We start from the raw sequence: 20277 nt of genomic DNA, 5'->3' as shown, positions 1-20277 counted from the left end.
AAGTTCCATAGTGGCTCTGATAGGCAGAACAGTTCCACAGGCCGATGCCATGGACCTTTCCCCTGAAGTGCTTTTAGCGGATGCGCGAGACGAATCGCCCTATCGGCGTGAACCTCCCGGCTATAAGTTCGACGCTGCTAGGGCCTGACCACTCCGGCCCACGAATCAGTCGGGTGCAGCGGACTGCACGCCGTGATCAGCCCCTGGGGCATCTAGGTCGGTGAGGGCCGATTGTGGCCAGAAGCGACCAGTTACCCAGCCCTACAATTGGTGGGGCTCGCTCCAACTGGCTAACAATCCGTTGGTCAGTTGAACGATTCCGCCCCGCCCCCTGCTGCCTAAGTAGCTATCCGTGTGTTGCTTCGATCACATGAATCCGCGGCCCAAAGCAGACGCCCGCCGGATCGCACGCTCTGCACCCGCTGTGTCCGGTTATACATCGGCTTGTTAGTCGGACCCTGCCCCCCTAAGATCGAGCCGTATAAGGGGATAGCCCGCCTTACGGTGCGCTGTGGATAATTGGTACAGCCGGACCCATGAAGCCGGCTATTGGGTAGTTGGAACTCACAGGGGAAATTTATGGCACGTTGGACTGAGACTCATGCAGACATGGTCCGTATAGCCGCGGCTCCAAGAGAGATCCCAATGTTCGGCATCGTTTCCATGCACCTTTCAGACGGATCAAGCATCGAGGGAGTCATTCGGCGGATAAACTTCGGGAACAATGCTGGGCGCGGTGGTTGGCGCTACTACGGAGAGTACGAACTGGAAAGCATCGATGGAACCAGATGGGTCATCGACGTTCTTGACATTGAATCAGCTCATAGTGTCTGGGAAAGTCGGCATGCGGACTATGAGGCAGCAGGCCGCATCAGCATCGTCGGATGAGTTCTAAAGGTTCATTTAAGCCGACGCTGCTTCGTGGCGCCGTTTAATTCGGGTGTTAGCAAAGAATAAAATATGCCTCTACCTATAGCGGTAATTTGGATAGCAGCTGCCGTGGTAACCGCACTCGCTGGCACCACGATCGCCGTCAAGTGGGACGATATCGTTGTGGCATTGAATGGCAAGCGGCTCGCCGTTCTTGGGGCAAGAGGTGTCGGCAAGACACACCTTGTAAAGTTCCTGATATCCGGTTCGATTCCTGCTGAATACAAACAAACAGTGGCGCCTGAGAAGGCATCGGCGCGCCGCTTTCTGCTGAACGAGCTCGACTTGAAGGTCAAGGAGTCGCTTGACGTGTCGGGCGACAAGGCGGCGTACGGTGAGTGGAAGGAGCTCCACGACAAGGCTGATATCGTTTTCTACCTCCTGCGGGCTGATCGACTCATTGCTGGCGACCGTGATGTCGAGGCGCGAGTGAGGGACGACCTGAGGCATATCGGTGGATGGTTGGAGAACCGCAAATCGCGGCCGCATTTCTTCATCATCGGCACTCACTGCGACTTTGACGCCGAGTTCCTTAGTACCTCGGTTGGCAGCATCGGCGACTATGTCGACAAGTTTAGGAAGCTCCCGATCGTCATGGATATCGTCTTGCGTGGGGGCGGGGCGAAGCAGGCGAAGGTGGTCTTGGGCAGCATGAAGACGGTTCAAGGTACCGAGGCGCTCGTCTACGAGATCTTCAGGCAGGTGATTTCGTGACGGACAAGTTCATCCTATGGGCGCAAGCTCTCGACAACACATCTCCGGATCACATCCATGTTCACGGCAAGAACCTTGAGCCGGACGATACTGTACAGCGGCAAGAGGCGGTCTCGAAGGTGTCGAGCGTTATCAAGAATGGCGTGCGACTCGTCGAGGAGCGTAGCGTACTGCTGACTGCCGACGCATCCCACTTTGTCGTCGAGGTTCCATCGGCTCAGCGCGACCACGCGGGGCGAACCGCACCGATCATCTGCTACGGCGACTACGACACTACGGCCGGCGATGCCTTTGGGAAATCGGTAGCCGAAGCGCTGGACGACTTCGCTAAGAGGATCGGGCGTACCCTGCAACGGGAGCACTTCGAGCTAGCTAGAGGCTCCTTCGAAACCCTAAAAAAAAAATCCTCGACGAAGAAGCTCGTGCGCATGGCAGGGGCGGCAGGGCTCGCGCTGTTGGTCGTAGTCTTCTGGTTGGTGCTAAAGGACTGGTGACCAAGGGTAAGGCGCACAGACATTTCGTACCCGAGGTTGGCGCGACGATCTCGGCTTCAGAAGAAAAAAAATCAAGCGAACTTCAAGCTATGGCTACAGGTTTCTTCCCCGACGATCCGAGCGTCCGAAAGGCGATCCTCGTTCTTCAGCAACATGATCTAGAGAAGTGCGCGTACGAGCCAGGGGCCGCCCAGTCGCTACTCGATGAAGAAGCATACGTTCTCCAGTTCCCGGTGCGCCCACAGGGCGAGTTGTCGATGGCGCTTAGGAACATCGTGGACAGTGGACTTGCACGCCCAGGTACTATGCTTGTGCAGAGTCCTTTTGAGCCCGACACCTACGAAGAAGCATCTCTCGCGCCTCAACGTTTTGCATTGGCGAAGCACATGTACTTCTCGAGCCTCTGCATGCACCTTGGCGCGAAGGAGGTCATCGTAGAGCAGATCGATCTCCGCACCCGCACTGGGAAGACCTCTATCGATGCGCAAGGCGAACGGCACGGTGTCAAGGCGCAGGTCTCTGTGGAGGCCGAAGAGCTCGAGCGCTTCCGCGCTCAGATGAACTTGCGTGACGAATTTGCGGGCGGTCCACCGGACATTGCTGCTGCTGATCTGCTCTTACGGCGCACTGGACTGCTGGCAGATCCGAACATGCGCACGCTGCTCGAGATGCGGAGAGATGGCGCGAACCAGCTTCTGAGCCGCAAGCTGGTGCTGAATCTGTCGAACGAGGCTAAGAGCAACCTAAACGTTGTGGGAAGGCTGAAGATGCCCGCATTCGTGAAGCTCTCTGTCGAGTACGACCGGATCGTTCAAGAGCAACATGACTACACGCTGACAGTTTTTGTGAGATTCTAATGTGTTGGCTAACGATCCATTCAAGCCGACGCGACATCGCAGCGCGGCTTAACTCAAGCGTTGGTCGATGTCCGCTTCTAGCCGAACTCAGTCGTGGTGCAGCGAGAGTGTTCGGACTCTACTTGTGGATGGTTGTCGACTCAGACGAGCGATAACTTCCTCTGCGTCCCACTGCCCTCATTGAACAAGCGTTCCGCTCTTGGGGCTGATTCCCGCCTCAGCGCTGATGCCTGAGTTGAACTCAAGGAAGTCACTCTCGACGCCGTCGCTGAAGATTACGCCGTAATCCGGCATCGCTGATGTCAGCTGCAGTGAAGCTCCTCTTTCGATGCGACCGAACACGAGTTCTGCTTGTGAGCTACGGCTGGGGAACGGCTCTCGAACGGTGAAGTAGAGGTGGTTCGATTCCCAAGGGAACCCTGCATGCTGAAGGAGCTTGAGCTCCTCCGAACTGGCAGGCCCGGCCATCGCCAAGGCGCCGGTTAGAAGGCTGCGGAACCAGCCTGTTGACCCCATTCCGGTTGAGACGATGATGCCGCTGGATGAGTGGGCCTCCCGCCGGCCATCCATCTCGATCGTGTAGCGCGCGGACACGTGCGAACGCGGCCCGATGAACAGGTCATTGACCGCGTGCAGCTCCTGGCCATCACTGAGCTTGACGCGCGCCATCGTGACGGAGCGGGTCGGCCGCTTGCCGGACTGTGCCTCGGGTATCAGCGCTTTCAGGTCCTGAACCTTGAACGGAAGAAGCACGCCGTCCCAGCGTTGGGGTTCGGGATTCACCCCGATGACGGGCTGGCCGTTGAGGTACTTCAGTGTGTTGGCCACCAGGCCGTCCTGTCCGATCACCACGACCAGGCAGTCGGGCGGGAACAGGAAGTGAATCGCCCCGGGTTTCATAGACAACTACAAGCCTGATAGTCCCGCCTGCCGTTCGAACTCTACCGGAGAGACGCCTCCATTGGAGCCGTGCCGGCGTTTTGGGTTGTAGAACATCTCGATGTAGTCGAACACGTCGCTACGTGCCGCATCCCGGGTCAGGTAGATCTTTCGCCTGATCCGCTCTCGCTTGAGCAACTGGAAGAAGCTCTCGGCTACGGCGTTGTCGTGGCAGTTGCCGCGCCGGCTCATGCTGCAGACGATCCCGTGGGCCTTCAGGAATGCCTGCCACTCGGCACCGGTGAACTGGCTGCCCTGATCCGAGTGCAGCATCAGTCCGGGCGCCGGTTTCCGACGCCACACCGCTGCCAGCAGCGCCTGCAGCACCAGATCGGCGTGCATCTGGCCTTGCATCGCCCAACCAACGACCTGGCGTGAGTACAGATCCAGCACCACCGCCAGGTACAGCCAGCCCTCGTGCGTGCGGATGTAGGTGATGTCGGTGACCCAGTGCGTGTTGGGCGCGACCACGTCGAACTGCCGATCCAGGTGGTTCGGCGCGACCGTCGAGACCCGGCCACCACGAGGCCGCGGACGGCGCCCGTAACCCACTTGCGCCTGCAGACCTTCCTGCTTCATCAGCCGTGCCACGCGATGCTTGCCGCAAGCCTCGCCCAGATCGCGCAAGTCGTCGGTGACCTTGCGGTAGCCGTAGACCGTGCCGCTCTCCAGCCATGCCTGCTTGATCATGCCCAGAAGACGTTGATCCTCGCGATGGCGATCGCTCTGCGGCTGGCGCTGCCACGCATAGAATCCGCTGCGTTGCACACCCAGCACACGACACATGCTTACCACGCGGAACTGGTCCAGATGCGCCTGCATGAACGCGTACTTCGCCCTTACCCCTTGGCAAAGTACGCGGCGGTGAGTTCAACCCGTCAATGCAACATGATCAACAGTTGCACTGATAGGAGCGAACGATATGGCAAGGATGGGACGGCCCGGCATGTCTCGAGCCCAGAAGCGAGATCTATGGCGACGATGGAAGGGCGGCCAGTCGCTCAGCGACATTGCCCGCTTCTTTGACAAGAATCCGGGTTCGATTTTCGGGGTTCTGGCCGCGCAAGGCGGGATCGCGCCGAGGGAACGTCGCCGATCCGCCCGGTCGCTGAGCTTAATGGACCGCGAAGAGATATCTCGATGCCTAGCTTCTGGCCAGTCGTTTCGCCAGATTGCGCTCAGCCTAGGGCGGCCTACCTCGACGATTAGCCGGGAAGTGGCACGGCATGGTGGCCGTGACCGATATCGGGCCGCACATGCCGATGAGGCCGCTTGGGAGGCAGCCCGGAGGCCACAGTCTTGCCGGTTGGCCGATAACCCTCGTCTGCGCTGGTTGGTGGCTTGCAAGCTGGGCCAGCAGTGGTCGCCGGAACAGATCGCCGGCTGGCTTAAGCTGAGGTTCCCGCTCAACCAGGCACTGCAGGTGTCGCACGAAACGATCTACCGGAGCTTGTTCATCCAGGCGCGCGGCCTGCTCAAGAAGGAACTCCTGGCGCACCTGCGCACGCGTCGCCGTATGCGCCACTCAAAGCTGGCCACCGCGACGCCTCGCGGCGGGATTATCGACGCGGTATCGATTCGGGAGCGTCCGGCGGAGGTCGAAGATCGCGCCGTGCCAGGGCATTGGGAGGGTGATCTGATCACGGGCAGCAACAATTCCCACATCGCGACGCTTGTGGAACGGCACTCGCGCTTCGTGATGCTGGTGAAAGTGAAGGGTAAGGACACCAGCAGCGTCGTCTCGGCGCTGAGCCGGCAAGTGAAAACACTGCCAACCGCGCTGCGAAAATCGCTGACGTGGGATCGAGGCGGTGAGATGGCCAGCCACAAGAACTTCACCGTGGCGACCGACACGCAGGTCTACTTCTGCGATCCGCAAAGCCCTTGGCAGCGCGGTTCGAACGAAAACACCAATGGCCTTCTGCGGCAGTACTTCCCCGACGGCACGGATCTATCCCGCCATTCGCAGGCATTCTTGAACAAGATCGCCAGACGTCTCAACGAAAGACCTCGTAAGACCTTGGGCTTCCAGACGCCAGCCGCTAAGCTGAGCCAAGCCGTTGCGTCGACGGGTTGAACTCACCGCGGCCTTTTTTAGGATGTCGCGCTCCTCGGTCACCCGCTTGAGCTCGGCCTGCAGGCGACGGTTCTCCGTCGCCAACGAAACATCCGCATGCCGCGCGGCCGGCACCTTGCGCTGCTCCCTGACCCACGCATACAGCGAGTCGATGCTGACGCCCAGCCGAGTCGACACCTCTCGCACCGAACGCCCCTGATCGATCACCTGCTTGGCCGCCTCGGCCTTGAACTCATCCGAATACCGCTTGCCGCTCATACACACCTCCATGATTGCCGTAATGTACGGCTTGGAGATGTCTACTGAACTCGGGGCGATTCAGGGACGCCGTTGCAGGGTTAGCGCGTGCAGGCGCGTGAGGGGCAGGCCACGCGCATGTGATGCGCCCGACGGAAGCGTCGGAGTACGAGGATCAATGAAGGGTTCGCGTAGGCCAGGTGAGCGCAGCGCACCTGGAGGGATTGCACGTCGCTGGTCCGATCCCCGGGTGCGGCCGTCGGCCTTACCCGGGCTACGTGAAGCCCGTGGTGCGCCCGGGCGATAAACTACGCGCCACCAATCCCTCATCCTCAAGGAACTCCCCATGCCCTTCACCACCACCGCCTCCGGCCTGCAGTACGAAGACACCGTCGTCGGCAGCGGCGTCGAGGCCAAGCCCGGCAGCAACGTCACCGTGCACTACACCGGCTGGCTGTACGAGAACGGCGCGCAGGGCGCCAAGTTCGACTCCAGCAAGGACCGCGACGAGCCCTTCATCTTTCCCCTCGGCGGCGGCATGGTCATCAAGGGCTGGGACGAAGGCGTGCAGGGCATGAAGGTGGGCGGCCAGCGCACCCTCATCATCCCCGCCAGCCTCGGCTACGGCGCCCGCGGCGCCGCCGGCGTCATCCCGCCCAACGCCACCCTGAAGTTCGACGTGGAATTGCTGGGGACCTGAAGGTCGCCATGACGTAGCCCGGGTAAGCGCAGCGCACCCGGGTTGCTTTACCTGGAATGCTCCCGATCCCCGGGTGCGGCCTTTGGCCTTACCCGGGCTACGGGTTTCCGTTATGGTCGCGGCATGGTCAGGTATCGCCGCAATCGGATTGCAGGCGCAACGTACTTCTTCACGGTCACGTTGCGGGACCGCAGGAGTGATCTTCTCGTTCGCGAGATCGAGGCGTTGCGCGCCGCGTGGCGTGTTGCCGCCAGACGCATACCGCATGTGGTGATCGCCGCCGTCGTCCTGCCGGACCACCTGCATGCCGTGATCCGCATGACGGACGCGACCGCCAACTATCCGCGGCTGTGGCAGGACATCAAGAAGGGGTTCACGCGGCGGGTTGTTCCCGCCGGGGCGCCGTCACCCTGGCAGTCGCGCTACTGGGAGCGAACCGTTCGCGACGAGGAAGAGCTGCAGGCGCTGGTCGACTACGTGCACATCAATCCTCTCAAGAATGGGCTGGTCGAGACGGTAGCGGCCTGGCCGCATTCCAGTTTCCATCGTTACGTGTCGCGGGGATGGCTGTCGCGTGAGTGGGCGGCAGATCGTGATGTCGCGGGTCGGTGGGGCGAACGGTAAGCGAGTATCGGACCCTGATGCGGGTTCAGCAAACATGCGTAGCCCGGGTAAGCGCAGCGCACCCGGGGATGCCTTGCCCGGAGCGTGTCCGAGACCCCGGGTGCGGCCGTTGGCCTTACCCGGGCTACGTGGCGCACCCAGCATGCGTAGCCCGGGTAAGCGCAGCGAACCCGGGGTGCCTTGCACGGAACGTTTACGAGACCCCGGGTGCGGCCTGTGGCCTTACCCGGGCTACGTGGCTTGGCCCGCCATCACACGCGATCCGTACCCATCAGCCGGCGGGCTTGAGCCCGCCCTACGACGAACGGCGCAACGCGGCCAGTTGCGCTTCCAGTTCGGCGATGCGCGCATCGCGCTCGGCCAGGGCGCGCTGCACGTCTTCGGCTTCGAAGCGCACCGGGATGTACTTCGGGCAGTTCCAGTCGAAGGCGTCCACATGGATCGTCTTCGTGCGTTCGGTGCGCGCTTCACCCGGCGACTCCTGCACCGACAACCGGCCCAGCAGCTTCAACCGCTGCCGGTGCGTGTAATCCATCAGGATCAGCGCCACGCGGTCGTCGTTGGCTACGTTGCCCACGCTGATGAACTGCCGGTTGCCGGGCAGGTCGGTGAACGTCAGCGTCTTCGCATCGACCACGCGCAGGAAGCCCGCCGCGCCGCCGCGGTGCTGCACGTACGGCCAGCCCGTTTCCGACACCGTGGCCATGTAGAAGCTGCGCTGCGCGTGGATAAAGGCCGCCTCGTCCGGCCCGAGCTCGGCGTTGCGCACCTCGTCGCCGGACTCGAAGGCGCGAGCGTACTGCGCGCGGCTGCCATCGCGTGCCTGCGCGTCGCGGACCGCGGGGGTGAAGGCGATGTTCGCGAATGCATGCCTCATGTCGGTCTCCAGATCCGTAGGGCGGGCTCAAGCCCGCCATCTCACACCATCGGCCATCCCGCCCCGTGAGCCAAGGCCCCTCCCGCGATGTCACTCCCTCACCAGCACCTGCGCCGGCCCGCCCGTGACCTTGCCGCGCGTCTTCGCGGTTTCGCCCAGGTAGGCCAGGGCGAACTGGGTGAACTTGACGCTGTGCTGCGCGGATTCGCCCATCGTGGCCAGCGTGTCGTAGGACGTGTGGATGTAGGGGAAGCTGCCGCTCGGGCTGCCGCCTTCGAACATCATCGCCGCAGGGTAGCCCGCATTCGTCCACGACGCGTGGTCCGAGCAGGCGTATCCGCATGCGCTGGCGCTGCGCGTCAGCCCCATCGGCGCCAGGTAGGTGTCGAACAGGGTGACGAAGAAGTTCTTCAGGTCGGTGTTGGAGTAGTCGCTGATCAGCTTCATGTCGCTGGTCGCGCCCGCCTTGTAGTTGGTCATGTCCACCTGCAGCACGCTGACCACGTTGACGCCGCTGGCGCGGAACGACTGCGCGATGGCATTGGACCCGCGCAGGCCGACTTCCTCCGCCGCGTAGCCCATGAACTTCACCGTGCGCCGCGGCTGCCAGCCGTCGGCCAGCGCGATACGCAGCGTCTCGGTGAGCGTGGCGATGCCCGAGGCATCGTCGTCGGCGCCGGGTGCATGCTGGTTGGGGTCGTACGGATTGCTGGCGTTGATCGAATCCAGGTGCGCGCCCAGCACGACGACTTCGTTCGGCAGGTCCCAGCCGCGGATGGTCAGGATGACCGAGGGTTGCGTGGAGCAGTTGGTGCAGGCGGTGAACAGCTCGGTGGTGACGTCGCTGCGGCCAGCGGCCAGCGATTGCCAGTGGTCGCGGATCCACTCGGCCGCCGTCTTGCCGTGGCTGCTGGCGAAGTAGCGGTTCTGGTAACTGGAGAGGTGGTTGATGGTGTCGTAGAGGCGTCGCTCCTGCACCTGCGGCAACCAGCGGTTCACGGTGGCCTGGTTGTCGAGCGTGTAGCCGGCGAGCATCGACTTCGCCATCGCCTGCTTCGCGCGGTCGGCCTGCACGAAGGCCTCCGCCTCCACACGCGAGGGGAAGGCGAAGTAGCCGCCGCAGCGCTTCTCGTTGACGTGCACGTAGTGGCTGATCTCGCCCAGCCTGTCCGCGCGCGATTCGGCGATCACCAGCGGCATGCCCGCACTGTCGCGCCGCGCGACGGCCTGGCGCGTCAGCCCGCGGATGCCCTGCCAGGTAGCCTGCGAGGTCACGACGTACACGGGCGCGAACGGGTCGGCGGGCGAGGGTGCCGCCGCCGGCGCGGCGATCATCGCGCTGGTTCCGGCACGAATCGGAGAAGGCGCATCCGCGGGATCCACGGCGTGCGGCGCAGACGAACGGATCACGAAAGGCGCGGCCTGCGTGCGTACCGCGGCGGCGTGTGTCGCGCGCCGCGTGTCCGATCGCAACAGCCCAGCGCTGACCAGCAGGAACAGCAGCACGGTCGGCCCCAGCCAGAACAGTTTCATCGTCGCCTCCCCCGGATGCCGGCCCGCAGCGCTACGGCCGCCACGCTACCACTTCCTCGGCGCCACCACGCCGCCGTAGGGCGGGCTCAAGCCCGCCATCGCGTACCCTCCGCACAGGGGCACGTTGGATCGAGCGACGCAGCCCGGGTAAGCGCAGCCCACCCGCCGGCCAGTCGAACGTCCGGCCCGGATGCGGCCTGCGGCCTTATCCGGGCTACGCTTGCCGTCCGAAGCACTGTCGATGAACCCCACGTCCATGCAGGCGTCATCGTGAGCGACGCATCCAATCCCTACGACGCGCCACGCGCATCGCTTCCCGCGCCTGACGGCACCTCCATGCCGCCCGCGGTGCGGGCGATCATCGCGTGTTACCTCGTGCATCTGGCGCTCGAGATCCTTCCGCTGTACGCCACGCCCATGGCGCGGTTCGAACTTTTCACGCCCTCGATGGTGGTCATCGGCCTCTACGGCGTGGCCATGTCGGTCGCGCTGTGGCGAAAGCAGCAGTGGGCGAGGGTGTGGCTGGTGCTGACGACGGTGATGGCGGCATTCCTGCTAGGGCGGCTGCTCTGGCGGGGTGTCTCGTTCGCGCAGTGGCCTGCCGTGGCGGCCGGGATCCTGCGGATCGCCGTGGGCGCGATGCTGTTCCTTCCTTCGGTTCGTCGCTGGTTCGCGCCGCCTCGCACGTGAGGTCGCCCGCCATGCCGTCGGTGCGGCCCGCAACCTCCGGGACCATGCGTTACCCGCCGGCTTCACGCTCCTGCGAATAGGCTGGAACCCTTCCTCCACGAGACCACACCATGGAACCGACCGTCCACCCGTTCTCCGACCTGTTCGCGCAACTGGGCCTGCCCAACGACAGCGCCAGCATCCAGCAGTTCATCGCCACGCATTCGCCGTTGCCCGATGACATGCGCCTGGAAGAGGCGCCGTTCTGGTCGCCCGCGCAGGCGCAACTGCTGCGCGAGGAGCGCCTCGACGACGCCGACTGGGCGATGGTGGTGGACCGTCTGAACGTCGCGCTGCACGACACGCCCGCGACGTAGGGCGGGCCCAGGCCCGCCGCCGCGACGTCGAGGGCCACGCGTGCGGGTGCGCGCATCCGGTCGGCCACCGGATGCCGTAAGCGGAACACGCCACACCGGCTTCCTCCTCAGGACCTCCATGCGCCCGTTCCTCCTGTTCGCCTTCACCCTGCTGCACGCCGTGCCCGCCGTCGCCGACGCCACCCCACTGGACGGTGCGTGGGTGGTCGATCTGTCCACCGAGCCCGGCACGCCGTATACGCAGCCAATGCAGCTGACGCTCAATGCCGACGGCACGGTCGCCGGCCGTTTCTACAACAGCACGATCGAGGCGGGTCGCTGGAAGCAGAGCCGCGGCCGGCTGTGCGCCAGCTTCCGCACCACCGACGGCGTCGGCCCGTACCACACCTCCGTCTGCCTGACCGGCGACACCGCGACGGGACAGACCTGGGCCGAGCATCGTGGCTTCCTGTTCAACTGGAACGCAGTGCGCGCCACCGGGGACACCGTCCCGCCGGCGGGCGACTGAGCGCAGCAGCGCGCGCCCATTGGCGCTCTATCATGTGCAGGCACACGGCAAGGGGATGCCATGCAGCCCGATACCTCCGGCCCCGGCTCGCGTCCCGAGCCGAAGGACCTGCAGTTCCGCGCAAAGGATGAAGACACACGCCGGATCGCGCAGCTCCGCCGGCGGTGGCGATGGCTCGCCTGCGTCCAGGTACTGGTGATCGTGTCCGTCACCGGCTGGGTGCTGTTCACCCAACATCACCCCGGCCTGGACATGTCGGCATCCACGTACCTGCTGTGCCTGCTGGCGATGGCGGCGGGCGGCATCAGGATGGGCGTCACCGCGTTCCGCGACATCGACGACGACCTGCACCCGCAGCGCGGCACCGTGGCGAACGCGGAATACCTGCAGCTGGCGCCGCTTGCGGGACTGGTTGGTTGGGCTGCGGGCCTGGTGCCGTTCTGGTGTTACCTGCATGGCTGGGAGCCGGGCAAGGCGGCGCTCCTGGTCACCAATCCGTTCGGCATGTATTTCATGACGCTGGGCATCAGTCTGCTTGCGATGCCGCTGATCGTGTCGCCGCTGGTGGACATGATCGACAGCCTGCGGGGCGACGACGACGCGCATGATCGATGAGGCAATGCCGCTGCTACCATCGCGACGCCGCAGCGGGAACGTCGTCGTCCTCGCCCTCCTGCGCCGGCGCCCCCTCCCTCCAGGAGCATGCCGCTTGAAACCCGCGATCTTCTGCCTGCTGCTCGCCGCTGCGTGGCTGCCGTGGCGCGCCGACGCGTGTTCCTGCATGCGTCCCGGCACGCCGGTCGAAGAGAAGGCGCGGCACACGCGCGTGTTCCTGGGGCAGGTGCAGGCCATCGAGGACGACGCCCACGGCGAGCACCGCCGGCGCGTCCGCTTCCTCGTCCGCGAGACGTTCAAGGGCACGCCTGTGCGCCGGCTCTCGGTGGAGACGGGGATGGGCGGCGGCGATTGCGGGTACCGCTTCAACACCGGGCAGGACTACGTGGTGTACGCGTGGAGCCAGGACGATGCGCTGGCGACGGGCATCTGCTCGCTGACCGGGCCGGCGTCGGATCCGCGCAGCGGACTGGACGTGTTGCGCGGGGCGCCGTGATGTCGCGTGCCGGAACGAGGCGGCGTGCAAGCGAGGCCGTCTTCCACGATCCCCTGGCCGTACGCGAAGGAACGCCATGCTCAGGCACCTGACCCGCCTGTTCTCACGCCCGCAGGCCACGCCGACGGCAGCACGTCCGCGCGTCGCGGTGGACATGGCCTGGTTCGCCGATACGCGGTTGCCGATCGTGGACTGGGAACGCCTGGACGCGCAGGCCGGCGACCTTGCAGGCGAGGCGGCGCACGCGTTCTGGGACTCGGCCGCGCAGGCGTGGCTGGAGGCGTTGCGCGACGCGCTCGGCACGCATTACGGCATCACCGCGTCGCAGGATTTCCTGCTGCTGTCCACGCTGGAGGCGCGTCCCGCGCAGGCGTTCCTGGCGGCCTGCCAGCGCATGCGCGCGCGCATCGTGCGCAACCTCGGGTCGCTGGCCGACCAGGGCGGGTGGGGGCGGCACGTGGTGATGGTGTTCGACGATCCCGACGACTATTACGACTACGTCTGCCACTACTACCCGGACGGCGGCGAGTACGCGATGTCGTCCGGCATGTTCATCCAGGCGGGCTACGGACATTTCGTGATGCCGCTGGAGCAGATCGACGCGATGGAACCGGTGATCGCGCACGAACTGACCCATTGCCTGCTGACCCACCTGCCCATCCCGGCATGGCTCAACGAAGGGCTGGCGGTGAACACGGAGCACACGATGTTCCCGCAGCTGGCCTCACCGCAGGCGCAGCTCTACTTCCCGCACGAAGTCGCCGCGCAGCATGCGGCGTACTGGAATGCCGACAGCATCCAGGCGTTCTGGTCGGGCAGGTCGTTCCTCGCCACCGACGACGGCAACCGCCTGTCGTACGACCTGGCGAAGAAGATCACCGCGCTGGCGGCGCGCGACGAGCCGGCGTTCCGTGCGTTCGTCGCCGCCGCGCACCTGCAGGATGGCGGGCTGGCCGCCGAACACCACCTCGGCTTTCCCATCGCGCACCTGGCGGAGGCAGTGCTGGGCGAAGGCCCCTGGCAACCGCAGCCGGAGCGCTGGCGGGACGGCATCGAGCGCGGGCAGTTCCGTTCCGGCTGACGCACGGCCGCCGGTGGTGGCCGGCGCGCACGCGGGGATGCGTGTCGAGGGATAAGGTCCTCGCGACGGGCGATGGATCGTCCGCCACCCCGGAACACCGGAGGTTCCCCATTACGGTTCCATCCTCATGCGCGTGGCTACGCGCGGCGCTGCTGATCGCGGTGGGCCTGGGGGCGGTCGGCTGCACGACGCGTGGACCGGTGCGGTCTTCCACGGGCGACGAGGCGAAGCAGATACCGAGCCGCGTGCCGCACGATGCCTCCGCCCGTCCGCACTTCAGTGGCGAGGCGGCCACCACCATCGGCGATGCCATGGGATCACCGCTGATGGCGGGCGACGCCGCGTTGCCTCCACCGCCGCCGGAGACGGCGCGCACGGCCATGGCGACGACCGCCGCGACCAGCACGGCCACGACGCAATGCCCGTTCGGCGAACCGGTGCCGCGGCGTGGGCTCGACTTCGGCGACACCGAGCGCGTCGTGCGTGCAGGCTATGCCCTGCTGCACAGCGCCGACCTGAAGACGCCCTACTGGGTGTGCGAGACCTATACGACGGCATCGCTGCGCAGCAACGTCGAACGCGGGTCGCTGGCATTCAAGGCCGATCCCCAGTTGCGCCTGGCGCGTGCGGTGCCGCGCGACTATGCCGGCTCCTCGCAGTACCGCGCGCGCGCCGGTCCGTTCCCGATCGACATCGGCCACATGGCGCCGGCCGAGGCGCATTCGAGCAGCGCGTCGCGCATGCAGGACACCTTCTATCTCTCCAACGCCGTGCCGCAGCACCGGTCGATGAACCGCGGGCAGTGGGCGCGGCTGGAAGCCTGCGCGCGCACCACCGGTCCGGTGCGCGGCGCCAAGTGGGTGATCAGCGGCCCGATGATCTATACCGAGCGCGATGTCGCGTTCGTCACCGTCGACACCCTCGGCGACGGCGTGGTGATCCCCACGCACACGTGGAAGATCCTCGTGTACCGCACGCCTGCCGACGAACTGCGCGCATGGGCCGCGGTGATGCCGAACGAGGTATTGCCGGAGAATGCCCAGCTCGACGACTTCGCCACCACCATCGACGCCATCGAGGACGCGACCGGCTTCGACTTCCTGCCCCGGCTCGACGCCGCCGAACAGCGCCGGCTGGAGGGCACGGTGCAGCCGATCCCGTGCCAGTGATGGCGGTGGACCGCCTGGGACGTACCGGGTGCGATGCGGGGCGAAGCGGTTACCGGTGGATCAATCGACCAGGCGGAGCAGGTGCGCGGTGGCGGCGGCCTGGGTGCGGTTCTCGACATGCAGCTTGCTGAGGATGTTGGCGACGTGCCAGCGCACGGTGTTGACCGAGATGAAGAGCGACGCGCCGATCTGCGTGTTGGACGCGCCGTCGGCGAGCAGGCGCAACACGCGGATCTCGCGATGCGTCAGCGATTCGGTGATGCCGTTGACGACGAACGAGGTGGTGGCGCCTGGGGCGAACGGCACGGTGTCGTCTCCGACGGCCTCGCCCGTGCCGCCGGACGCGCAGATGCGGGCGAGATAGTCGGCTTCGACCGGTGGCAGGTGCGCCACGCTCGCCTTGTCGCGCGCGAAGGCGGCGAACGTCTCGCCGGCGGCGCTGCCCTGGTCGAGGATGCTGCGGATGAAGCCTTCCTCCGCGCCCAGCCGGAGGACGCGGCGTGCCGCGACGAAGGCGGCGTCCTGCTGGCGCGTCTGCACGAAGGCGACGATGAGCAGGGACAGCAACTGGATCTCGCGTGCGCGGCGGTCGGCGGCCTGGGCCAGCACGATCAGGGCCTGCAGCGGTGCGATGGCGGCCGCGGCCTGTCCTTCGGCGATCAGCAGGCGGCACTGGCTGGTGGCGCGCAGCGCGGGCAGGCGCGACCACGCGGTGGGCAGCACGATGGCATCGTCTATGCCGGTGTGGCGCGCGAACCGCCGCGCGCCGGCCACGTCGCCGGCCGACAGCCGCAGCCGGATGCTCTCGCCGTGGGCCAGCGCGCAGGTGCGTTCGAACGCGGCCTCGACGTTGATGGTGACCGCCTGGTCCAGGTAGGCGAGCGCGGCATGGGTCTGGCCGCGTGCGCCGAGTACGCCGGCCATGGCCAGGAAGCCGCCGGTGCGGATGTCGACGTAGGCGCATTCGTCGACGAGCGGCAGGTCCTCCTCGAGGATGGCGTACGCGGCGTCCAGTGCATCGGCCTCGCAGTCGAGCATGGCGATCAGCACGCGCGGCATCGCCGCATTGAACGAGCGAGCGCCACTGCCCTGTACCGCGACCTCGCGCGCGCCAAAGAAGTGGCGGCGCCCTTCGGACAGCCGTCCCTGCGCCACGTGGGTGAGGCCGATGATGCAGCGGCTGTAGCAGACGCCGTACACGCAGCCGGAGTCCGCGTGGAAGTGCCCGGCCCGTTCCGCGGAGACGATCGCCTGCGCGAAATCGCTGCGCGCCAGCGCGGCCAGGCCGGCGACGTTGTTGAGGCAGCCTGACAGGAATAGATAGTCGGGCGTATCGTGCAGGCGCAACGACGACAGCGCCTCGGTGCGCTCGATGTCGTCGGCCATCAGCGCCACGATGGCGCGCAGGGTATGGATCTCCGCGTGCAGCATGTCGCGCGCGTCGGCGGAGCCGGCGCTAAGGGTGTCGACGGCGCCTTCCACGCGGCGCAGCAGGTGTTCGGCCTGGTGGACCTGCGCCATGTGCGCCACCGCCCAGCACTGGTACAGCGGCAGGCGCGGATTCTGTTCGAGCACGTACGCGGGGAAGCGCTGGATCCAGCGCGCCACCTGCGGCACGTGCCCGTGCTTGATCATGTCGATGGCGAACTGCTCGACCAGGTGCGCGGCGTGGTCGTAGTCGTCCGCATCCAGCGCCATGTTGACGGCTTCTTCCTGCAGTCCTGCCTGCGCGAACCAGGTGCTCGCGCTGCGGTAGAGCGTAGGCACGGCCGCCGGGTGCAGTCGCCTGAGCTGCGCACGCAGGAAGTCGCGGAACAGGTGGTGGTAACGGTACCAGTGGCGCCGGGCATCCAGCGGAAGCAGGAACAGGCCCAGCGCCTCGATGCGTTCCAGCATGGCCTGCGCGTCGTCGCGACCGAGCAGCGCGTTGCAGATGTCGGCGTTCATGCGGTCGAGGATGGCGGTGTGCAGCAGGAACCGCTGGATCTCCGGTGGCTGGCGCTGCACCACTTCGGCCGCGAGGTAGTCCGCGATGTCGCGTGTGTCGCCCGACAGACCATGCAGCGCGTCCTTCGGATCGCGACTGTCCTTCAGGAAGAGGCTGGCCAGGTGCAGTCCGGCCCCCCAGCCTTCGGTGTGGCGGAGCAGCAGGTCGAGTTCGCGCGGGGCCAGGTTCAGGCGGTGCGCCTGTACCAGCAGCGCATGCGCTTCGGTGCGATTGAAGGTGAGTTCGCGCGTGCCGACTTCGCGCATCGCATTGCGGGCCCGGTAGCGTGCGATCGGAAGCCCGGGGATCGCGCGGCTGGTGATGACCACGTGCAGGCGCGCGGAAGAACGCTCTATCAGGCAGTGGACCAGGTCGTTGAACTCCGGCGTCTCGGCCAGGTAGTAGTCGTCGAGGAACAGGACGCGGTCTTCCTCGAGCCGGTCGAGGTCGTTGGCGATGCGGAGGGTGACTTCGTCCTTGTCCACCGTGGCGGCACGGCCTTCCACGAAGCTCTCCGTTGCCAGGGAAATGACCGGCCGCGCGCGGTTGAAACCGGCGATCAGGTGGCGGAGGAAGACGAAGGGATCCTGGTCGTTGCGGTCGAGCGACAGCCACACCGCCTGGTCGCCCATGAGTTTGTGACATTGCGCGATCAGCGTGGTCTTGCCGAAGCCGGCAGCGGCCGTCACCAGCACCACCTTCGGCAGTTCGCGCACCAGCCGCGCGGTCAATCGGGGCCGGTCGATCGCATCGGCGAGCTGCGTGGGAGGACGCAGCTTCGTGGACAGGATGTGCGATGCGCCCGGCGGCATGGCCATTCCTTCTCTGGTACGCCCCTGGTGTGGCGAGAGGCGACGACCCGTTGTCGAGTGACGGCACGTCGCCGTCGCGATCCTTTCCCGATGAAGCGTCCGACCTGAATGTGACACGTGCGATGGTGCCGATTGAGGGACCGTACTCCTTTTGCGTCTTGACCGCATTTGTGACAGCAGCCATGCGCGTTGCGCGAGAACCGTCCTTTAGGACGGCGACCGTGCACCGCCTTTCGATCAGAGTGCCGTCAACACGCACACGGGAGATCGCCATGAACGCCCTGGAGATGCAGAAGCCCTGTACGGCTTCCACCGAAGACGCCGCGGTGGCGCGGAGCGCGAACACCGTCATCGACGCCTGCGGCGTGCAGCACGACGGACACGGCGACTATGCGCTCGCCTGTCCCGGCATCGCCTACCTGTGGGACCAGCGCGAGGGGCGACTCGGCAGGATTTCCGCCGCCGTGATCGGGCTGGGACACGCCGGGCTGCCGGTCGCGATGGCGATGGCGCGCACGTTCCCGACCATCGGTTTCGACATCGACGAAATCCGCATCTGGATGCTGCGCCGTGGCGTGGACTGCACCGGTGAAGTGGCGGAGGCCGATCTCGCGCGCACCCGGCTGGAGCTGCGCGACGACAGGACGGCGCTGGCTGATTGCAACTTCTTCATCGTGGCGGTGCCCACGCCGTTGACCGCGGGCGGCAAGCCCGACCTCGCCTGCCTGGAGTCCGCGTGCGCGCTGGTGGGCGAGGTGATGCGGCCCGGGGCGGTGATCGTCTTCGAATCCACCGTGTTCCCCGGCGCCACCGAAGAGATCTGCGGTCCGGCACTGGAGAAGGCCAGCGGGCTCGTCTGCGGCGTGGACTTCAAGCTCGCCTACAGTCCCGAGCGCGTCAATCCGGGCGACCCGGAACACACGCTCGATACCGTCACCAAGGTCGTCTCCGCACAGGATGCCGCGTCGCTCGACCTGGTGGCCGAGGTGTACGGGGCGATCATCGGGGCCGGCGTGCACCGCGCCAGTTCCATCAAGGTCGCCGAAACGGCCAAGGTGCTGGAGACCACGCAGCGCGACGTCAACATCGCGCTGATGAACGAGATGGCGAAGATCTGCGCGCTGGTCGGCATCCGTACCGCGGACGTGCTGAAGGCGGCGTCGACCAAGTGGAATTTCCTGCCGTTCACGCCGTGACTGGTGGGCGGCGGCCACCACATCGGCGTGGAGCCGCTCTACCTCAATGCCAGGGCGGAGCAGCTGGGCTACCACCCGGAGATCATCCTGGCCGGGCGCCGGATCAACGACAGCATGCCGGCCTACGTGGCCAGCCGCATCGTGCTGCAGCTTGCCGCGCAGGAGAAGAAGGTGCGCGGTGCGCGCGTGGGCGTGCTGGGCATCACCTTCAAGGAGGGGATCGCCGACCTGCGCGACTCGAAGGCGTTCGAGCTGGCCGAAGCGCTGGGCATCTACGGAATCAAGGCACGCATCGCCGACACGCGCGCCGACTTCTACGAGGCCCGGCGCGAATACGGCCTGGACCTGGAGGACGTGACGGGCTGGAACAACCTGGATGTGCTGGTGCTGGCCGTGCCGCATCCGGAGTACGTCGAGGGCATCCACGCGCTGATCAGCCAGGCCTTGCGCCCGGGTGGTCTTTTCGTCGACATCAAGTCGGTCGTCGAGCCGGCCAGCCTGCGCGAGGACGTGGTGCTGCTCGCCCTGTAGTGCGCGGCCACCGGCGCACCGCGGCATCGCCCTAGCGCGGCAATGCCTGTTCGACGGCGATGCGCAGGTCGCGCGTGCCCTCGGTGCCGTCGTCGGGACGCTGCGCCAGTGCGGCATGGAGAACCTGCAGCGCCGGCGCGTCGAGGTCGCCGCGCAGCACCGCCGCCAGCAGGGTGCCGCTGCGCCATCGCTCCAGCAGCGGAAGCACGTAGGCGACGCCGCGATGGGCGATCACCGCCTGGACGGCGCGTCGCTGCAGCCACAGGTCGATGGCGCTGAAAGGCGACGTGGCGCCGGGGGACGAGAGGGCCAGCAGGAGCAGGCGGTCGTCGTCAGGCGCATCGCGGTGCAGGACGTCGAGTGCGGCGGACAGGCGCGGCAGGCGTTCGTGCAGCATCGCCTCGTCCCAGGCGGGCGCGAGGGCATGCGGCACCCGGAGCCAGCCGGCGAGGTAGGCATCGAGTTCGTCCCGGGCGATCGCCAGCGGCAGCGGGCAGGGCGCGGGCGCTTCGTCGCGCAGCCATGTCCACGCATCGGGAAGATCGAGCGAGGCGAGCCAGTGCTCGAGCCGCGCGTGCAACCCAGGCGCGAGGACGTCGCGCAGCGACGCGCGCTCGCCCTGCATGAGGCGCGCGCAGGCGGCACGGCACAGCGCGATGATCGCCAGCACCAGGTCGTCGCCGCCAGCGACGGTGCTGGCCACCTGGCGCCAGTCGCCGGCCTCCTGCAGGTGGACGGAGAGCAGCAGCGGATCGGGCGACGCGGCGCCCCATGGCGTTGCCGTCGCCAGGCGTCCGGCCAGCGCGGCGCGCTCGGTGCAATGACCACACATGGCAGGGCTCCAGGCGCCGGGG

21 protein-coding genes and 2 pseudogenes are annotated in these 20277 nt (G+C 66.1%); 16 read left to right on the top strand and 7 right to left on the bottom strand.

Annotated features, from left to right (window positions below; translation table 11 throughout):
- The first annotated feature begins 645 nt into the window (after nucleotides 1-645).
- The 4 genes from ACGHX3_RS16870 (at nucleotide 646) to ACGHX3_RS16855 (ending at nucleotide 2995) form a co-directional block, all read left to right on the top strand.
- The gene (locus tag ACGHX3_RS16870) at nucleotides 646-888 is read left to right on the top strand and encodes a hypothetical protein (protein WP_394695667.1); all 243 of its coding nucleotides are present in this window, start codon (nucleotides 646-648) and stop codon (nucleotides 886-888) included.
- 111 nt (nucleotides 889-999) lie between these two features.
- On the top strand, nucleotides 1000-1644 hold the full coding sequence (locus ACGHX3_RS16865; protein WP_394695666.1) for a hypothetical protein: 645 nt from the start codon (nucleotides 1000-1002) through the stop codon (nucleotides 1642-1644).
- Complete coding sequence (locus tag ACGHX3_RS16860) at nucleotides 1641-2138, top strand: hypothetical protein (RefSeq protein WP_394695665.1); 498 nt, start codon at nucleotides 1641-1643, stop codon at nucleotides 2136-2138. Before ACGHX3_RS16865 ends, ACGHX3_RS16860 begins: the two co-directional genes overlap by 4 nt.
- A complete protein-coding gene (locus ACGHX3_RS16855) occupies nucleotides 2135-2995 on the top strand; it encodes a hypothetical protein (protein ID WP_394695664.1) in 861 nt (286 codons plus the stop codon). Before ACGHX3_RS16860 ends, ACGHX3_RS16855 begins: the two co-directional genes overlap by 4 nt.
- A gap of 177 nt (nucleotides 2996-3172) precedes the next feature.
- Here ACGHX3_RS16855 and ACGHX3_RS16850 read toward each other — a convergent pair whose 3' ends face one another.
- Together ACGHX3_RS16850 and ACGHX3_RS16845 are read right to left on the bottom strand one after the other, a co-directional pair.
- Nucleotides 3173-3895 carry a sugar kinase gene (locus ACGHX3_RS16850; protein WP_394697322.1) on the bottom strand — a complete coding sequence of 241 codons (723 nt, stop codon included), beginning with the start codon at nucleotides 3893-3895 and terminating at the stop codon, nucleotides 3173-3175.
- A gap of 6 nt (nucleotides 3896-3901) precedes the next feature.
- Nucleotides 3902-4798, bottom strand: a pseudogene (locus ACGHX3_RS16845) (IS3 family transposase); the annotation flags it as partial.
- A 58-nt stretch (nucleotides 4799-4856) separates the two neighbouring features.
- On the opposite strand from ACGHX3_RS16845, the gene ACGHX3_RS16840 reads away from it, so the two are divergent.
- Nucleotides 4857-6011, top strand: coding sequence for an IS30 family transposase (locus tag ACGHX3_RS16840; protein WP_054663587.1), 1155 nt, complete (start codon nucleotides 4857-4859; stop codon nucleotides 6009-6011).
- Between the two features lie 108 nt (nucleotides 6012-6119).
- Here the strand turns inward: ACGHX3_RS16840 and ACGHX3_RS16835 are convergent.
- Nucleotides 6120-6269: pseudogene (locus tag ACGHX3_RS16835) on the bottom strand (transposase); the annotation flags it as partial.
- Between the two features lie 307 nt (nucleotides 6270-6576).
- On the opposite strand from ACGHX3_RS16835, the gene ACGHX3_RS16830 reads away from it, so the two are divergent.
- Together ACGHX3_RS16830 and ACGHX3_RS16825 are read left to right on the top strand one after the other, a co-directional pair.
- Nucleotides 6577-6948 (top strand): FKBP-type peptidyl-prolyl cis-trans isomerase, encoded by a 372-nt coding sequence (locus tag ACGHX3_RS16830; protein WP_394697321.1) that lies wholly within the window; start codon nucleotides 6577-6579, stop codon nucleotides 6946-6948.
- Nucleotides 6949-6990: 42 nt separating this feature from the next.
- Nucleotides 6991-7572 carry an REP-associated tyrosine transposase gene (locus ACGHX3_RS16825; protein ID WP_394695663.1) on the top strand — a complete coding sequence of 194 codons (582 nt, stop codon included), beginning with the start codon at nucleotides 6991-6993 and terminating at the stop codon, nucleotides 7570-7572.
- Nucleotides 7573-7867: 295 nt separating this feature from the next.
- Here the strand turns inward: ACGHX3_RS16825 and ACGHX3_RS16820 are convergent, their stop codons facing one another.
- Together ACGHX3_RS16820 and ACGHX3_RS16815 are read right to left on the bottom strand one after the other, a co-directional pair.
- Nucleotides 7868-8449 (bottom strand): pyridoxamine 5'-phosphate oxidase family protein, encoded by a 582-nt coding sequence (locus ACGHX3_RS16820; protein WP_394695662.1) that lies wholly within the window; start codon nucleotides 8447-8449, stop codon nucleotides 7868-7870.
- 90 nt (nucleotides 8450-8539) lie between these two features.
- Nucleotides 8540-9982: a M20/M25/M40 family metallo-hydrolase gene (locus ACGHX3_RS16815; RefSeq protein ID WP_394695661.1), complete on the bottom strand. Its 1443-nt coding sequence runs from the start codon at nucleotides 9980-9982 to the stop codon at nucleotides 8540-8542.
- Between the two features lie 270 nt (nucleotides 9983-10252).
- On the opposite strand from ACGHX3_RS16815, the gene ACGHX3_RS16810 reads away from it, so the two are divergent.
- The 7 genes from ACGHX3_RS16810 to ACGHX3_RS16780 all read left to right on the top strand — a co-directional run bounded on the left by ACGHX3_RS16810 (nucleotide 10253) and on the right by ACGHX3_RS16780 (nucleotide 14897).
- A complete protein-coding gene (locus ACGHX3_RS16810; protein ID WP_394695660.1) occupies nucleotides 10253-10672 on the top strand; it encodes a hypothetical protein in 420 nt (139 codons plus the stop codon).
- A gap of 110 nt (nucleotides 10673-10782) precedes the next feature.
- Entirely contained in the window at nucleotides 10783-11028 is a 246-nt protein-coding gene (locus ACGHX3_RS16805; protein WP_394695659.1) for a DUF2789 domain-containing protein, read from the top strand.
- Between the two features lie 118 nt (nucleotides 11029-11146).
- The gene (locus tag ACGHX3_RS16800) at nucleotides 11147-11536 is read left to right on the top strand and encodes a hypothetical protein (RefSeq protein WP_394695658.1); all 390 of its coding nucleotides are present in this window, start codon (nucleotides 11147-11149) and stop codon (nucleotides 11534-11536) included.
- A gap of 60 nt (nucleotides 11537-11596) precedes the next feature.
- On the top strand, nucleotides 11597-12151 hold the full coding sequence (locus ACGHX3_RS16795) for a hypothetical protein (RefSeq protein WP_394695657.1): 555 nt from the start codon (nucleotides 11597-11599) through the stop codon (nucleotides 12149-12151).
- 94 nt (nucleotides 12152-12245) lie between these two features.
- Nucleotides 12246-12647, top strand: coding sequence for a hypothetical protein (locus tag ACGHX3_RS16790; protein WP_394695656.1), 402 nt, complete (start codon nucleotides 12246-12248; stop codon nucleotides 12645-12647).
- A gap of 76 nt (nucleotides 12648-12723) precedes the next feature.
- On the top strand, nucleotides 12724-13728 hold the full coding sequence (locus ACGHX3_RS16785; RefSeq protein ID WP_394695655.1) for a hypothetical protein: 1005 nt from the start codon (nucleotides 12724-12726) through the stop codon (nucleotides 13726-13728).
- A 200-nt stretch (nucleotides 13729-13928) separates the two neighbouring features.
- Nucleotides 13929-14897, top strand: coding sequence for a DNA/RNA non-specific endonuclease (locus tag ACGHX3_RS16780; RefSeq protein ID WP_394695654.1), 969 nt, complete (start codon nucleotides 13929-13931; stop codon nucleotides 14895-14897).
- A 60-nt stretch (nucleotides 14898-14957) separates the two neighbouring features.
- Here ACGHX3_RS16780 and ACGHX3_RS16775 read toward each other — a convergent pair whose 3' ends face one another.
- Nucleotides 14958-17696 carry a LuxR C-terminal-related transcriptional regulator gene (locus ACGHX3_RS16775; protein ID WP_394695653.1) on the bottom strand — a complete coding sequence of 913 codons (2739 nt, stop codon included), beginning with the start codon at nucleotides 17694-17696 and terminating at the stop codon, nucleotides 14958-14960.
- Nucleotides 17697-17968: 272 nt separating this feature from the next.
- Here ACGHX3_RS16775 and ACGHX3_RS16770 point away from each other — a divergent pair, with 272 nt between their 5' ends.
- Together ACGHX3_RS16770 and ACGHX3_RS16765 are read left to right on the top strand one after the other, a co-directional pair.
- Nucleotides 17969-18892, top strand: a complete 924-nt coding sequence (locus ACGHX3_RS16770; RefSeq protein ID WP_394695652.1) for a nucleotide sugar dehydrogenase — start codon at nucleotides 17969-17971, stop codon at nucleotides 18890-18892.
- Nucleotides 18893-18895: 3 nt separating this feature from the next.
- Entirely contained in the window at nucleotides 18896-19423 is a 528-nt protein-coding gene (locus ACGHX3_RS16765) for a UDP binding domain-containing protein (RefSeq protein ID WP_394695651.1), read from the top strand.
- Nucleotides 19424-19454: 31 nt separating this feature from the next.
- On the opposite strand, the gene ACGHX3_RS16760 is transcribed toward ACGHX3_RS16765, so the two are convergent.
- Complete coding sequence (locus tag ACGHX3_RS16760; RefSeq protein ID WP_394695650.1) at nucleotides 19455-20255, bottom strand: hypothetical protein; 801 nt, start codon at nucleotides 20253-20255, stop codon at nucleotides 19455-19457.
- Nucleotides 20256-20277 lie beyond the last annotated feature (22 nt).

It is taken from the genome of Pseudoxanthomonas japonensis (genome assembly GCF_043632995.1).
In the GTDB taxonomy this organism is placed as follows: domain Bacteria; phylum Pseudomonadota; class Gammaproteobacteria; order Xanthomonadales; family Xanthomonadaceae; genus Pseudoxanthomonas_A; species Pseudoxanthomonas_A japonensis.
Note: the sequence above shows the minus strand (reverse complement) of the source record. Positions and strands in the feature narration are given on the sequence as shown.